This window comes from Enterovirga rhinocerotis, assembly GCF_004363955.1.
GTDB lineage: Bacteria > Pseudomonadota > Alphaproteobacteria > Rhizobiales > Beijerinckiaceae > Enterovirga > Enterovirga rhinocerotis.
Map to the genome: position 1 here is coordinate 1 of NZ_SNZR01000004.1, position 13,702 is coordinate 13,702.

The window sequence follows — 13,702 nt, forward strand, 5'->3', positions numbered from 1 at the left end:
TGACTTGGATCTGGCTGTCGGCAACGATCGTGTTGATCGGGGCCGAGTTGAACGCGGAGATTGAGCACCAGACCGCCAAGGATAGCACCGTCGGTGCACCGGCGCCGCTTGGTGCGCGAGGCGCCGAAGTGGCGGACAACGTTGGACGTGCAGTGGCGTGACCCACCATTCGGCGATATAAACCGCCCCGGAATTCCTTGCGCGACTCTCGTGACAAGCGTCATGTTAGCAGATGTGCTTCGTTTTCACGCACAGCCACGCTTTCCCGGGGAGTGCGGTCTCCGTCGACGACGATGGCCGGTCGGCGTCAGGATGTCTCGTCGAATTCTCAGACGGGACGATCGTAATGCTGAATACGAGCCGGCCGGTGTGCGTTTGATCCTGAGAATGCCTCGATACCGGACGGCGAAAGGCCATGAGGTCGAGAGCAGGAGATGGCAGCTGACGCAAGGCGCTGACGGGAATTGGCGCAGCACGTGGGCGTGACTTTCAGACGCCGAATGTGCGGTGCTACTACGACACCGTCGCCACGCCGATCGTCACGGCAATAGCACCCGCGAGCATGCAAAATTCTACGAGCATGGGGGCGTCTCCGTCGAACCAACGTTGGTACCGTGCGTGCGAAACGCTTGAGTGTTGTTGGGGTTCGGGCGCCATTCGGGCTCGGGTCGACACGCGTCAGAAATCAGGTTTCGCCGTCGAGCCAGAAGCACGCGCCGCACCTCGGCAACCTACAACATCCCACCGCTCGGGAATGGCGTGGCGCCGCAGGACGTCGTGCGGGCGAACGAGGATTTGACAGGCGGCTTGATCGACTGTTTGTCGGCGGGATGGCGAACGCGTAGTGGCGTTTCGGGTGATAAGCGCCGCCAACATCTTCCTCTTCTCGAACGCGATCGTCGTGTGGACCGACGGAGCGCTCTATCGGAGCGACGGCACGCTCAGCTCGATTGGGCCGAAGGTCGGGATGTTGCGGCGCCTGTCGGCTACGCTCGTCACCCGCGGCCCTGCCTTGGCGGTGCCTTTCCTGACGCACGCACTTCCTGTCCGTCAGGTTCACGACCTTCGGCGAGTTGGCCGCTGGCTCGGGGGCCGCCACCAAGGCGGCAGTCGAGATGCACGGCGAAGCCTTCGAGGCCCGCGACCACGGGCCCGCATTCGAGGCCTATGTCGCCGGCTGGCCGAAGAAGCGCACCGAGCCCGAGGTCTATCGCGTGTCGAGCCTCGGTTTCGACGACGTCCAGAAGCTGCAGAGCGTCACGGTCGTCACCGGCCGCCCTGACATCATCGCCCAGTCCGAGGCGGAATACGCCCACCTCGGTCACCCAGACCTCCCGAGGTTGGCTTGCGACTGCTCGAGCTTCAGCGGGACGGGATTCGCCGTGAGCAGGTGCCGGAAGGGCCGGAGATCTGCGGCATCGGCGGCTTCGCGGAGGTCACGACGATCACTCGCGAGCTTACCCAGACGCAGATCCTGAGGCGCTGGCCTGATCGGATCGGCAAGAGGATGGACCAGGAATACGAGGCGTTGCCAGAGGGAGCGACGCTGCAATGACCAAAGCCCTCACTACCGCCGCCTTCACCCCTTTCGCCGTCACCGTATCGGCGCCGCTATGGCGCTGAGATGATCCTCCGAGGTTGCCGCATCGCGCCGGCAATGCGATAGCGTCCTCGGGTGTTCGCCAGTTGGGGCGGGCAGGTTTCAGCGCTGGTCGGGCCGCCGGCGCCGGAGACCTATGCCCATGCGTCCGCCGGATCTGGCTCGCCTCGTTCCCGCCGATCATCCTCTGCGCCGCCATTTTAGGCGCCCCGCCTCGGCACTCCGCGCCTTCCTCGATACGGGATCGGCCGGTGGCGTCATCCTCATGGGGGCGGCGCTGCTCGCGATCGTCATCGCGAACTCGCCCCTCGCTCCCGCCTATTTCGGCGCGTTGAAGACCTATCTGGGGCCGCTCTCGCTGCTTCACTGGATCAACGACGCCCTGATGTCGCTGTTCTTCCTGCTGGTCGGGTTGGAAATCAAGCGCGAGTTCCTCGATGGCCAGCTTCGGACATGGCCCGATCGCGCTCTTCCCGGCATCGCCGCCCTCGGCGGCATGGCGGTTCCGGCCATCATCTATGTCGCGATCAACAGCGGCTCCCCCTCGACGCTCCGCGGCTGGGCCATTCCGTCGGCGACTGACATCGCCTTCGCGCTCGGGGTGATCAGGCTGCTCGGCGCGCGCGTGCCGATCTCCCTAGCGATCTTCCTGACGGCGCTCGCGATCCTCGACGATCTCGGGGCGGTCGTCATCATCGCCGTGTTCTACACCGAGACGCTGAACGTCTACGCGCTCCTCGCCGCGGTGTTCGTCGTGTCGCTCCTTCGGACGCTCAACACCAGCGACTGCCGGACGCTTGTCCCGTATCTGGGCCTTGGCGCGGTGCTCTGGGTGTTCGTTCTCCTCTCGGGCGTTCACGCGACGGTCGCAGGCGTCGTCCTCGCGCTGACGATCCCGTTGCGCCAGAGCCCGGGCCGGCCCGATGATGCGACGTCTCCGCTGCATCGGCTCGAACATGCCCTGCACCCATGGTGCGCCTTCGTCGTCCTCCCCATTTTCGGCTTCGCCAATGCCGGCGTGTCGCTCGCCGGCCTGTCGTGGGCGACGATGCTTCATCCCGTCACGCTCGGGATCGCGCTTGGGCTTTTCGTCGGCAAGCAGATCGGCGTCTTCGGCGCCGTGTACCTCGCCGTGCGGATCGGCCTCGCGCAGCTGCCGCCCCATGCGACCTGGCTTCAGACCTATGGCGTCGCGACCCTATGCGGCATCGGCTTCACCATGAGCCTCTTCATCGGCCTGCTGGCGTTCGATAACCAGCCGCAGATCGAAGCCAACGTGAAGGTCGGCGTTCTGGTTGGCTCGCTGATGTCCGTGTTCGTCGGCGTGGTCGTGTTGCTCGGCCGACGAAGGATAGCGACCTGGGAGCCTGGGCAGAACTGAGCCATCGTCACGGCCATCGGACGTGAACCGTACCCCCGGACGTGACGCGTATGACTGGGCAGATGCTGCTCGGCTCAGCGGGGACGAAGGCGGCGGCGTGAGCCCGTCCGGCACCGATCGCTGAGGCTGGCCAGCACCGCGGGCCCCTAAGGAACGCGAACCGTTGATTCCCGTTATATGCAATTGGAGTAACCATAATGACGCCTGACAAGGCTCGTGAAACGATCGTCGCCGAGTGGCTTGGACTCGATGTCACTCTGCGGACTGACGCCGACGTGGAGGCATTCGCTGCGGGAGCATGTGAACGCCATCGCTTCCCGGCTCCGCAAGGCGATCGGCAGTCGATGGTGGCAGAATGGCTCAGGCACGCCAGCGTCGTATCGCGCGAAGCTGCCGCAGCACGATGAGCCCGCCCGGCGCTATCAGCCCGAATTGGACGGCATCGGCAGGCGCCCGGCATTTCGCACGCTGTTCGGCCGGTCAGACTAGCCAAAGCGGGGCGCGACCAGCTGCTATCCGATCGCCCCTTTTGCAGTGGAACCAACCAACGGAGTCCGGCGGAAGGTCCCTGGAGCGCGAAACTCACACGACCCAGCGCAGCCTAGCGATCTGCCTTTAGGTCCTTTAGTGACCTCTTGAGATATGTCTGCGTGGTCGGCAACATAAGCTTGCCGATCGCCTGGGCCGCCGCCCGCTCTTCGGCCTGTGACTGCTGAAACTGCGAAATGTACTCAGCGTGCCCCGCGGCCTCTGAAATCGCGATCAGCGCATCATATGCTGCGATCTCGTAGTGCTCGAACGCATAGCTTGCGAAGGCATTCTTCAGAATCTCGTCCGATGCCGGGCTGTGGGCGAGCGCCGCGAGGTTTCCCATGATACCCATGACGCCTTCCTTCAGCGTCGAGGGGGTTTCCGACAGGGAGGCGAGCGCACGGTCCAAACGGTCCCGCTGTTGCTCCGTTTCGGATAGCCGTCCCACTTCACCTCGTAGAGCCAATGTTCGCCTTTCGGCGGGGCCGAGACGAGAGTTGCGAGACAGGGCTCAATCCTCTCCGGCATCGGATTCCGGAAAGAGGAGTCTGGCGGGATGGGCGGATGTCGGGCCCGCGCACCGGAGCCAACCGTGACGGGCTCGCCCTAAGGCGGCGCTACGTCGGCTTCTTCAGCGGGCTGGCCATTCGCCATGACAGCAGGCGAGGATTGAGAAGAAGTTCGCTGTGACCTTGCGCGCCGGGCTTATGCGCCTTTCACGGCCCAGGATTGCTGGAGGCATCGGCGGCTCCTAAGGCGCCTGAGTGGTGCCCCCCCGAGCGGAGCCGCAAGGGCGCCGCTCGCTCGTCCGCCTTAGGTATAAGGTCGATCGTTGAACAAGTTCAGTTGCAACGCGCCGACATAGCCTTCTTCCTCCTCGAAGCCGCGACCGGGTGGGTCTCGAGCGGCGGTACTTCACCCCAGCCCGGACGCCAACACCCGTCGGGATCAACGATGGCGACGTCACATCCGTATGTGCTGGCCAGAGAGAACGCGCTCCGGACCGCGTCCAGCGCGTCGAGGGGACCGTACCTTGTTCGCCCTATCGGGACATTGGTGGCCCTCAAGGGCGAACACACCATGCCGCGTGGTCCGTATGGCCCGCTGAACAAGGCAAGAGTAACATCGTATTCTGACGGGACGGTCATCCCATCCTTAAGATAATATTGGATCACGAGCGTAGCCTCCGCCCTCCTATGAAATTACCTCGGCGCAGGATTCAAACCCTAACAATAGTTAGGCCCCCTGGACCTAACCTCCACCTTATCCGCCCGCCCTTTGCCAGGTCGAGCTTCGCGATCTCTGGGGCAATCCCGATCTCCCCTTGTTCGCCCTGGACAGAGCGGCCCGATGGTTCGCGGCAGAAAAGGCCTGGTGCCGCACGTCGGGCCGCGGCGCCGGCCTCGGCGCGCAACGCCGGGCATTCGCCGAGTTCGCCGCAGCCGGCGGATTCCACGCCCGATTCAGGGGAAGGCTCGTCGATGCCGGGGACGACTATCCGGAGAGCTTACGTGCCCGGAGTGCTCCTCGGATACGGGACATCCAAGCCGAGCGAGCGGCAGCGTCTCAGTCCGAGCCGTGCGCCCGAGCCTTCTTCTCCCCGCGGGCGACGATCTCGAGCATCTCGGCAGGCAGCGGGCGCTGCAGCCCGGAGGCTTCAGACCATGGAGCACGAAGCCAGGCGTCTCGCTCCGGTCGTCAAGATGACCGGCATGGCCTTCGGGTGGATGGACGCGACCGGCTCGCTCGGCTCGGTCGTCAGAAAAGCGAAGAGGTCGATCGTTTCCGGCCCGGCCTTCACCTTCCGCACGGTGGTCCATTGTGGTGTCCAGATCCCGGCGAAGGCGACAAGCGGACGATGCTCGCCGAGCGCGAACCAGATGCCCGCCGCGGGTGAGGATGCGAACGCCGCCGGGCTCAATGTGGTGGCAAAGCCGGTAGCCGCCCCATTTCACCTCGTAGAGCCAGTGACACCCTTCGGCGGGACCGAGACGAGGGTTGCGAGGCAGGGCTCGATCCTCTCTGGCATTGGATCCTGGAAGAGGGGTGTCTGGCGGGATGGGCAGATGTCTGGGCCGCGCGCCGGGGGCAAAGACGGGCCCGCCCTGAGGCGACGTTTCGTCGGCTTCTTCGGCGACCTAGCCATTCCGCCATTTGGTGGAGTAACCCCTTTACGCCCGGTTGTTACTGCACGCGGCCCGCGCGATGTCCTGACGCTGGCGCTATGTCGGCCGCGGAGAGGGCAGCTCCGCTCTCTCTCCGTTCAGATCAACTTCGCCTTCCCAGGCAGCAACCTAACAGCGCTCACGATGATAGGAGAGAGAACCTCACCACTTGCTTCGAGCTGGGTGCCGGGTGCGACAAGCCGCGAAACCAACGCGATGGCTTCCTCTGGTGAGGCCGCCAGGGCCGCATAGCGCAGCGAAAGTGGATTGTTCCCTGTCCGTCCCTTGGCGCAAATGACGTACGCGACGACTGAGCGGTTTTGGCAACGACGATCCGCTGTCGAGCTTTGCAGCATCCTCCAAGTTCCTCGTTCTGACTTCTCCTTCCGAGAGATTGCACGGTCATACGCCAACTCCAAATCAAGCGGGGGCGTATCCGGTAGCCAAGCCATGCGGGAGCCGAGGATGTTGGCGTTCGGGCCATGCTCCGATCGCCATCGGGGCAGGAGAACGATCCTCCCGCCCCGACATCGATCCCAGGGATTGTCCGACCCGGCCAATCAGACGAAGTTGAACTCCGCATGCGCGGTCAGTTCAGCGAGCGTCATGCCCTTGACGAGAAGCGAATCCCCCGAGCCCACGCCCGCAGCCGTGATGATGACGTCCCGGCCGCTGGTCGTGAAGGTCAGATCCTCGAGACCGTCGGCCACGCCGGAGAAGTCCAGCACGAGTTCCCCGCGTCCCCCGTTGTGAAGCGTGTCGCGGCCGAAGCCCGCCGCCTCGAAATGGAGCGTGGTTCGGCCGGTCGAGGCGTAGCACACGTCGTTGCCTCGCCCGCCGGTGACGTCAATGTCGCCATCCGACATCACGATCCGGTCCGCGGCGCGAGATCCGATGATGGTCACCTCCTGGCCCGGACCGCTCCGGGCGCTGATATCGCCCGGCGTCTGCCCGAGCAGGGAGAAGTCCACCGTCGCGTTCTCCTCAATGAGGTAGCGCTCGACGTTGATGATATCGCCCGTCCGGAGGACGACGTCGCTGTTGCCTCTGACGATTACCGTATCCGTGCTGGTGCCGCCGTCGACCTTCGTGCCGGTCTCGTGAAAGACTAGCCGGTCGTCGCCCCCAAGGCCGAAGAGAATGTCCTTCCCGCCGCGTCCATCAATCAGGTTGTTGCCGTTGTTGCCGTGGAGCTCGTTGGCGAACTTATTGCCGCGAAGGTTCAAAGCCTGAGTGCCCGTCGAGGGCGAGATCATGACCTTCTCGATCTCCTGTCGCGCTTCCAGGACGTAGCTCACGGTCGTCCAGACGGTGTCGTAGCCTCGCCGACCGACTCGAGGACGCGATCCCTGACATCGTCGACTCGATAGCTGTCGTCGCCACCGTAGCCCCACATCACGTCGGCCCCTCTACCGCCGTCGAGGACGTTGGCGCCGTCGTTCCCGCGCAGGGTATTCGCGAACTCGTTGCCCGTCAGCCGCAGCTCGGCGGTGCCCCTAGCATCGAGCGCCTGGAGGCGCTCGATGTGCTGGCCGGCCGCGAGGGTGTAGCTGCCGACCGACAGGACGGTGTCAGTTCCCTCGCCGGCCGCCTCGACCACGACGTCGGACGCCGTGTCGACGATGTAGATGTCGTTGCCGGCCCCACCCCGCATGGTGTCGATGCCGCTGCCGCCATCGAGCCGGTCGTTACCGGCCCCGCCGAAGATGGTGTCGTTGCCGGCCTCGCCGAAGATGCGGTCGTCGCCGCCACCCCCCACCAGCACATCAGCGTTGACGTTCCCGCGGATCACGTCGGCCTTAGCAAAGGCGAGTTCGCCGAGGTTTGGAGTCCGATCCGTGTTGAGATTTTCGTATGATCCACCGCTCGTGCCCGACGTATTGATCAGCAGAGACAGGACGTTGCCAAGGAGATCGGCGAGCGGAATGTTCAGGCGTGTTCCGAAGTCGACTTCGAAGTCCTCGCCGCGGTAATTCGCGAGCCGAGTGCTGCCGGAGCTGACCTTGATGCTGTCGTAGTGGCCTGAGACGCCGACAGACCCGATGAGCAGCCCTCGGTCGTATCGGACCTCCCATTCGCCTGAATAGACATAGGTGAGGCCGTCCTTCACGAAGGACAGATCACGATACACGATGGTCTGGGTCTGCCCTATGCCGGGGCTCCCAGTGCGACTCAGCTCTACGCCGAGCTTCAGATTTTCGGCTCCGCGCAGATTATCGACCCACAGATCTTCCTGCAGGTTGAATCCGCTCGGGGCGATGATGTTCGCAACCGCCATTTCTTCCTCCGCAAGGTTGAAAACTGCATTGCACAAATGAATGTAGTAACGGAGAAGATCATAGTGCTGCTGAGCCAAATACTAACTTGACGTTAATGACCCGCCACACGCGCGCCAGTGTACTTGAATTACGTAAAATGATCGCAGATCAGCGCTCACGCTCAGGCTGTCGCTAAAATCTCAACCATGCACCCAGACGGCGATCTTTAACATTCGATAATGCCGCAGCCGAAGCGTTGGATGTTATGTTTCAACCAACACGGCCATCAAGGTCCGAAAATGCTTCATCTCAGGGTCGATATCTCCCGGATGTACGAGCAGCGGGAGGATCTTTTTCTTAGCCGCTGGGAGTTGGGACCGGCTGAGTATGGGCGGCGCCTCAGCGATCTGAATGCTCAGATCCGGGGCTACGAGATGCTGCTATGCGAGCAATTTCGCACCAGCCTTCGATCTATTTTTCCGCCGACCGAGTCCCCTGCGGAATGAGCATGCGCGCTAAGCATCCGTGCGAAGTTGGCCAAGCCTGGAGTTGAACCAGGCGTGCTCGGCGTTGCGCCGCCGATGGGTATCCGTTCCCCTACCGGCCCGAGATGGGAACAGCACGCGATGGATGCTTCGCCCTATGCCTGTCGCTTGATCGTCATGCAAGGCGGCTGCCCGCTCAAGGTGGGCACAGGAGCTCGGCCTGAAAGAGGCCGTCCAGCTCTTCGACCAGACGCTCGCCGAGGAGAAGAAGACAGACGAGACGCTGACCGGACTCGCCGATATCTCCGCCAATCAAAGGGCGAAGGCGGCCTGATCGCGATTGGGGGCGGCGGTTAATTCCGCCGCCCGCCACCCATCACCCTCCAGGCGACATCACCACTTTGATGCAGCCGTCCTTCTTGTCCCGGAAGGTTTTATAAAGATCCGGCCCCTCTTCGAGCGTGGCCCGATGGGTGATGACGAAGGAAGGATCGATCTCCCCCCTCTCGATGCGCTCGAGTAGCTTCGGGAGGTAGGCCTGGACCGGCGTCTGCGCCATCCGGAAGGTCAAGCCGCGATTGACGGCCGAGCCCATCGGGATCTTGTCCAGGAAGCCGCCGTAGACGCCGACGATCGAGACGGTGCCGAAGTTGCGGCAGCAATGGATGGCCTGGCGGAGGACGTGGGGCCGGTCGGTCCCCATGAAGGCGGCCGTTTTGATCCGGTCGAGGACGCTGTCGAGGCTGGCGGTGGCGTCGGCCTCGGTGCCGACGGCGTCAATGCAGGCATCTGCCCCGCGTCCAGACGTCAGTTCCTGGATCTTCTCGTAGATGTCGACGTCGTGGAAATCGAGGACGATGGCCCCGGATGCTTCTGCCATCGCCATCCGTTCAGGCACGGTGTCGATCGCGATCACGCGACCGGCGCCAAGGAGGAAGGCCGATTTGATGGCGAACTGCCCGACGGGACCGCAGCCCCAGACAGCGATCGTGTCGCCCTCCTGGATGTTGCAGTTTTCCGCAGCCATGTAGCCGGTCGGGAAGATGTCGGAGAGGAAGAGCACCTGCTCGTCCGTCAGCCCCTCCGGCACCTTGATGGGACCCACGTCGGCGAAGGGGACGCGCATGAACTCCGCCTGACCGCCGGCGTAGCCGCCGAGCAGGTGCGAATAGCCGAACAATCCGGCCGGTGAGTGCCCCCACATCTCCGCAGCCGCCTTGGCGCTCGGGTTCGAGCGCTCACAGCCCGAATAGAAGCCGCGCTTGCAGAAGAAGCACTCGCCGCAGGAAATGGTGAAGGGAACGACGACCCGATCGCCTTTCTTCAGGTTCGTAACCTCGGATCCGACCTCGACCACCTCTCCCATGCTTTCGTGTCCGACGATGTCACCCCGTTCCATCGACGGGATCATGCCCCCGTAGAGGTGCAGATCCGAGCCGCAGATGGCGCAGGAGGTGACGCGGATGATCGCATCGCGGGGATGCTCAATGATTGGGTCGGGGACGGTCTCGCAGCGGATATCGCCCTTCCCATGCCAGCAGAGTGCCTTCATTCCCGTCCTCCCTCTCAATTACGCGGCAAAGCGGCGAGGCGTTAGGATGTTCCGGTGGTGTGCGCGCGGCGACAGTGGGATGGCCCGAACAGATGCACTCGACTGTCCGGCACGCGGGCCGGGTGGTCAGGATTGAACTGGCTTCGGGCCCTCCGGGAACCCGGTTCGCCGCCCCCTGTTCATTCCTGATCGGAGAGCATGTCATGGGCACTTGCAGCGACGACGATGTGGGCAAGCCGATCCTGAAGGATGACGGGCGCCAGTCGGAGGCGCAACGTCGGGTTCTCGGTGAGGCGGGGCACGAGGCCGGCCAGCCGGAGCCGAAGACGCCAGAGGATTGGGAGAAGCTCGGCGCCACGGCCCCTACCAAGGAAGCCCGCCAGTCTGTTCCGGGCGGCAGCACTCAGGGCACCGGTGACCGGCGCCAGTCCGTAGCGGGAGATCGCGCAGCGCCCGGCCGGCCCACCGGCAGACACCCCCAGCCGAAGCCGGGAGAGGGTTGACCTGCAGCTATTGACGAGCCGCCTGCTCGATCAGCAGCCTTTCCGGCACGGCGTGGCCAATGTTCCGAATGGCACCTCGCCACTGGTGATGACGGCCCAGAGCTTGTGCAGGACGTTGCAGTAGTAGCGGATGACGATCCGATAGCAGACGGGCCGGCGGCGAAGGGCCGCAGGATCGGGACGAGCCGCGCGAGATTAGCTCGCAACTGCCCCAGCTTTGGGAGCGGCTGGAGTTCACGCGCGTAGCTCAGCGCCGTCGCGCCCGACCGGATCACCTTCAGGACCGCGTTCCGAGAGACGTGAAGCTCCCGCACGATCTCCTTGATCGGCCGTTTGCGGATGGAGAACTCGCGCCGGATCGGCGCAACCGTATCCACGCCCTTAATCCCCCGACCGGCCGTCCAGCACAAAGGACCGGGACGTAGCGAACGCGAATATCGCCGCTGGTGTCTGGCCCGTCGGCTCTTCATCAACCCGCTAAATGACGCCGGCCCGTTCGATATCGCGGCGCGCGATGTGATGATGCTGCCTTCTATCACGGTCGTCGGCTTGGACGGCGGCCCCGGTCCGCCGCCGGTCATCGCCTACTTCAACCTGATCAAGCAGGAGTACGCGGCGGCCCGTTTCGCTGGCTGGGAAGGTTTAACTGCCAGCGGCGTCCACTTCGCCGACCGTGGCGTGCAGGTCTACAACACCCTAGACTATCCGGCCGTCGGCTTCGCCGTCGAGCGTCTGAAGATGGCGTTCCGCGGCGCATATTCGATCTTCGACAAGGTTGCCTTCTGCCTCAACACCTACCTGGGTCTCGGCCATCCGGAGCGGCAGGTCAGCTTCCGGAACCTCTGGTTCGTGAAGGGCAGGGGCAAGGCGCTCCATCCCAACCTCGACGGGCTCGCCAACTGGCCGCTCCGCGGACTCTTCTGGCTGTCGAAAGACATGTTCGAGAACGACTCCAAGGACGTCATCGAGCCCGACGCCCAGGCGATCTACGAGCTACGCAACCACCTGGAGCACAAGTTCGTCAGCGTCCACGACATGTTTCCACGAGCTGTCTCGATCTCACCGTCCCCCGAGACAGCGCCCGGCATCTTCGACCTCTCCTTCGAAGACCTCGCCGCCCGTACCGGCCGCCAACTCAAGCTCGCTCGGGCCGCGATCATGTACCTCACGCTAGCGATCCACGCCGAGGAGCGACGGCGGGAAGCCGAGCGGCCGCCTGGCGCGAGCTTACCCATGTCGTGGAGTTGACCCGGTTCTGCGCCTCCGGCAAGATCGACAATCCCGAGAGCGGGCCACTCGACCCCGAACGCCATGCGGACGGATACGCCTCCGACTTGATCCTCCCGGAGTTCATGCTCCGACCCAGGCTCATCAAGATGCGGAGGATGACCATCGCCGTGGCGCGGGAGATCGCCGACGAGTTCGATGCGAGCCTCACCCCGACCTTGCTGAAGATCGTCGCCATGAGCCGCTACCCGCTCGTCGTCGTTTGTCACGACCGAACCGGGCGCAGGTGGTTTCGACGACCCGACAATGTCCAGGGCTGGTGGTTTCCGCGGAAGGACCTCGACAAGGACTCCTTCGCCCATGCGATCCTGTTCGACGGTGCGGCGGACGACACGATCGCCCATCGGATGGAAGCCGACACTTGGTTCGACTTCAAGGGCGCCGACAGATCGGATGTTCAAGAACAGTCGATCCGATGGGGAGAAGACAAAGTCCTGACCCTCCTGACGCTCCCAGATCGTGCCATCGGCTAAGCCTCCGCGCTGGCCTCGGCGACGGACCTTCGGGGGCGGACGCCGCCCTCGAGCGGACCTTCCCAGAGTCCGCAATGGGTCAACTCCGGCCCTGGAGTTCGCAGTGTTCGGGCATGGAGCCGCCCTGCGACCTTCGGTCGTCCGCGCTGTGGCCGTGAACCGCCGTGGCATCGGCAGAAGCCGCTCGACTACCGTCGCGAACGGAGCGTCAGTGCCCTCGTCGAACACGGGAGCACGACATGGCTGAGGGGTTGAGCATCACGACGGGCCTGCGGGAGCTGAGCACGCGATTGGCGGATGTATCCGCAATCCTGAAGGCGGCGGTCGTCTGCGCGGAGAGCGGATCGGAGCAGCAGGCCCTGCGGATCGCGCTGGATATCGACGAGGTGCTGCACGAGGCGCAGGCCCTGCACGGCGCCATCCGCCTGATCGGCCGCATGCAGGGCCAGGCGGAGACGCCGGCTCCCTAACCCCAGCATCGATCTCCGGGATCGTAGCCCCGCCGGCCTTCGGGCCGATGGCGGGGCCGGGTCAGTGGCAGGCCGGAGATGGATCCGGGCTGCGCTGAACCGGAGCCACATCATGTCGATCACCCTGTCGAAGACCGAGACCCGCCTCCTCACCGAAGCCGCCGGCCGCGGCGGTGCGCTGCAGCTTCCCGAGACCATGAAGCCGATGACGCGCCAGCGGATGCTCGGCCGCTTCGAGGCCGACGGCCTCATTGCGTGGGAGGCGAGGATGGGACGGAGCCCCACCTGACCCCGGCCGGCTATCGCGCGGTCGGGCTCCCGGTTCCTCGGAAGGCAAAGGCCACGACGTCACCCACAGGCCCGGAGGACGGCTCCGCCGGGGCACGTCCTTCGACCAAGAGCGCGCTGATCACGGCGATGCTGGCTCGGGACGAGGGAGCAAGCCTCGAGGAGTTGATGGAGGCGACCGGCTGGCTGCCCCATACGACCCGCGCCGCCCTGTCCCGCCTGCGCTCGTCCGGCCAGGTGCTGGCCAGGAGCAAGCGGGAGGACGGTCGGACTGCTTATCGGATCGGGGCCAGCGAGGCGGTCTAATGATGCGATCGATGCAGACCAGTCCGGCAGCCGCGGGCAATCCCGCGGCGTCGTCCGCATCGCTGGCGGCTCAGCTCCAGGGTCTGGAACAGGCGAGCGTCACCGATCTTCGCGCCGAATGGCGTCGGCTCTTTGGGACCGACCCGCCTCGCTTCAGCCGGGACCTCTTCGTCCGAGCCATCGCCTATAGCATTCAGGAGCGGATGTTCGGTGGCTTGTCCCGCGCGAGCCTGAAGCAGTTGCGGGGACCGGCGGGGGATGCGGACGGTGGGAAGGCAAGCTCGTCTCCCACTCTCCAACCCGGAACAAAGCTCGTCCGGGAATGGCATGGCCGCGCCCATGTCGTGATCGTGACGGAGACGGGCTTCGACTATGCCGGCTCGACCTACCGCTCCCTCACGCA

Annotated in this window: 14 protein-coding genes and 4 pseudogenes; 10 read left to right on the plus strand and 8 right to left on the minus strand. The window is 64.5% G+C overall.

Going from position 1 to position 13,702, the window contains the following annotated elements:
* Window positions 1-995: 995 nt before the first annotated feature.
* Complete coding sequence (locus tag EV668_RS00315) at window positions 996-1,325, minus strand: hypothetical protein (RefSeq protein WP_133767888.1); 330 nt, start codon at window positions 1,323-1,325, stop codon at window positions 996-998.
* A gap of 20 nt (window positions 1,326-1,345) precedes the next feature.
* Between EV668_RS00315 and EV668_RS00320 the strand changes: the two genes are divergently transcribed.
* From EV668_RS00320 to EV668_RS24620, 3 genes are all read left to right on the plus strand, one after another.
* Window positions 1,346-1,555, plus strand: coding sequence for a hypothetical protein (locus tag EV668_RS00320; RefSeq protein ID WP_133767889.1), 210 nt, complete (start codon window positions 1,346-1,348; stop codon window positions 1,553-1,555).
* Window positions 1,556-1,742: 187 nt separating this feature from the next.
* The gene (gene nhaA, locus EV668_RS00325) at window positions 1,743-2,981 is read left to right on the plus strand and encodes a Na+/H+ antiporter NhaA (RefSeq protein WP_133767890.1); all 1,239 of its coding nucleotides are present in this window, start codon (window positions 1,743-1,745) and stop codon (window positions 2,979-2,981) included.
* 300 nt (window positions 2,982-3,281) lie between these two features.
* Window positions 3,282-3,470 (plus strand): hypothetical protein, encoded by a 189-nt coding sequence (locus EV668_RS24620; RefSeq protein ID WP_166652288.1) that lies wholly within the window; start codon window positions 3,282-3,284, stop codon window positions 3,468-3,470.
* A 112-nt stretch (window positions 3,471-3,582) separates the two neighbouring features.
* Here the strand turns inward: EV668_RS24620 and EV668_RS00330 are convergent, their stop codons facing one another.
* From EV668_RS00330 to EV668_RS00345, 5 genes and pseudogenes are all read right to left on the minus strand, one after another.
* On the minus strand, window positions 3,583-3,921 hold the full coding sequence (locus tag EV668_RS00330; RefSeq protein ID WP_245512739.1) for a DUF892 family protein: 339 nt from the start codon (window positions 3,919-3,921) through the stop codon (window positions 3,583-3,585).
* Between the two features lie 1,157 nt (window positions 3,922-5,078).
* A pseudogene (locus EV668_RS25125) lies at window positions 5,079-5,397 on the minus strand (SOS response-associated peptidase family protein); the annotation flags it as partial.
* A pseudogene (locus EV668_RS25130) lies at window positions 5,393-5,658 on the minus strand (non-homologous end-joining DNA ligase); the annotation flags it as partial. The pseudogenes EV668_RS25125 and EV668_RS25130, both read right to left, overlap by 5 nt.
* A gap of 579 nt (window positions 5,659-6,237) precedes the next feature.
* Window positions 6,238-6,975 (minus strand): hypothetical protein, encoded by a 738-nt coding sequence (locus tag EV668_RS00340; RefSeq protein ID WP_133767892.1) that lies wholly within the window; start codon window positions 6,973-6,975, stop codon window positions 6,238-6,240.
* On the minus strand, window positions 6,972-7,955 hold the full coding sequence (locus tag EV668_RS00345; protein ID WP_133767893.1) for a calcium-binding protein: 984 nt from the start codon (window positions 7,953-7,955) through the stop codon (window positions 6,972-6,974). Before EV668_RS00345 ends, EV668_RS00340 begins: the two co-directional genes overlap by 4 nt.
* A gap of 664 nt (window positions 7,956-8,619) precedes the next feature.
* Between EV668_RS00345 and EV668_RS00350 the strand changes: the two are divergent.
* Window positions 8,620-8,754, plus strand: a pseudogene (locus tag EV668_RS00350) (DUF892 family protein); the annotation flags it as partial.
* Window positions 8,755-8,796: 42 nt separating this feature from the next.
* On the opposite strand, the gene EV668_RS00355 reads toward EV668_RS00350, so the two are convergent.
* The gene (locus EV668_RS00355; RefSeq protein ID WP_133767894.1) at window positions 8,797-9,972 is read right to left on the minus strand and encodes a zinc-dependent alcohol dehydrogenase; all 1,176 of its coding nucleotides are present in this window, start codon (window positions 9,970-9,972) and stop codon (window positions 8,797-8,799) included.
* Window positions 9,973-10,654: 682 nt separating this feature from the next.
* A pseudogene (locus EV668_RS25135) lies at window positions 10,655-10,861 on the minus strand (IS21 family transposase); the annotation flags it as partial.
* Here EV668_RS25135 and EV668_RS00360 point away from each other — a divergent pair.
* The 6 genes from EV668_RS00360 to EV668_RS00380 form a co-directional block, all read left to right on the plus strand.
* Window positions 10,797-11,723 (plus strand): LA2681 family HEPN domain-containing protein, encoded by a 927-nt coding sequence (locus EV668_RS00360; RefSeq protein WP_133767895.1) that lies wholly within the window; start codon window positions 10,797-10,799, stop codon window positions 11,721-11,723. The pseudogene EV668_RS25135 and the gene EV668_RS00360 overlap by 65 nt on opposite strands.
* Before the next feature lie 137 nt (window positions 11,724-11,860).
* Window positions 11,861-12,235 carry a hypothetical protein gene (locus tag EV668_RS00365; RefSeq protein ID WP_133767896.1) on the plus strand — a complete coding sequence of 125 codons (375 nt, stop codon included), beginning with the start codon at window positions 11,861-11,863 and terminating at the stop codon, window positions 12,233-12,235.
* Between the two features lie 239 nt (window positions 12,236-12,474).
* Complete coding sequence (locus EV668_RS00370) at window positions 12,475-12,705, plus strand: hypothetical protein (protein ID WP_133767897.1); 231 nt, start codon at window positions 12,475-12,477, stop codon at window positions 12,703-12,705.
* A gap of 112 nt (window positions 12,706-12,817) precedes the next feature.
* On the plus strand, window positions 12,818-12,994 hold the full coding sequence (locus tag EV668_RS24985) for a hypothetical protein (RefSeq protein ID WP_208111457.1): 177 nt from the start codon (window positions 12,818-12,820) through the stop codon (window positions 12,992-12,994).
* Window positions 12,961-13,299, plus strand: a complete 339-nt coding sequence (locus EV668_RS25510) for a DUF3489 domain-containing protein (RefSeq protein ID WP_280960076.1) — start codon at window positions 12,961-12,963, stop codon at window positions 13,297-13,299. The genes EV668_RS24985 and EV668_RS25510 overlap by 34 nt, the downstream gene beginning before the upstream one ends.
* 11 nt (window positions 13,300-13,310) lie before the next feature.
* Window positions 13,311-13,702 (plus strand): DUF2924 domain-containing protein (locus tag EV668_RS00380; protein ID WP_166652289.1); only part of this gene is annotated, 392 nt, incomplete at its 3' end.

What these genes read in the sequence shown, in the direction of transcription:
- nhaA (WP_133767890.1), top strand. Translation starts at nt 1,743, where the DNA reads ATGCGTCCGCCGGATCTGGCTCGCCTCGTTCCCGCCGATCATCCTCTG.
- EV668_RS00345 (WP_133767893.1), bottom strand. Translation starts at nt 7,955, where the DNA reads ATGGCGGTTGCGAACATCATCGCCCCGAGCGGATTCAACCTGCAGGAA.
- EV668_RS00355 (WP_133767894.1), bottom strand. Translation starts at nt 9,972, where the DNA reads ATGAAGGCACTCTGCTGGCATGGGAAGGGCGATATCCGCTGCGAGACC.
- EV668_RS00365 (WP_133767896.1), top strand. Translation starts at nt 11,861, where the DNA reads ATGACCATCGCCGTGGCGCGGGAGATCGCCGACGAGTTCGATGCGAGC.
- EV668_RS00370 (WP_133767897.1), top strand. Translation starts at nt 12,475, where the DNA reads ATGGCTGAGGGGTTGAGCATCACGACGGGCCTGCGGGAGCTGAGCACG.
- EV668_RS24985 (WP_208111457.1), top strand. Translation starts at nt 12,818, where the DNA reads ATGTCGATCACCCTGTCGAAGACCGAGACCCGCCTCCTCACCGAAGCC.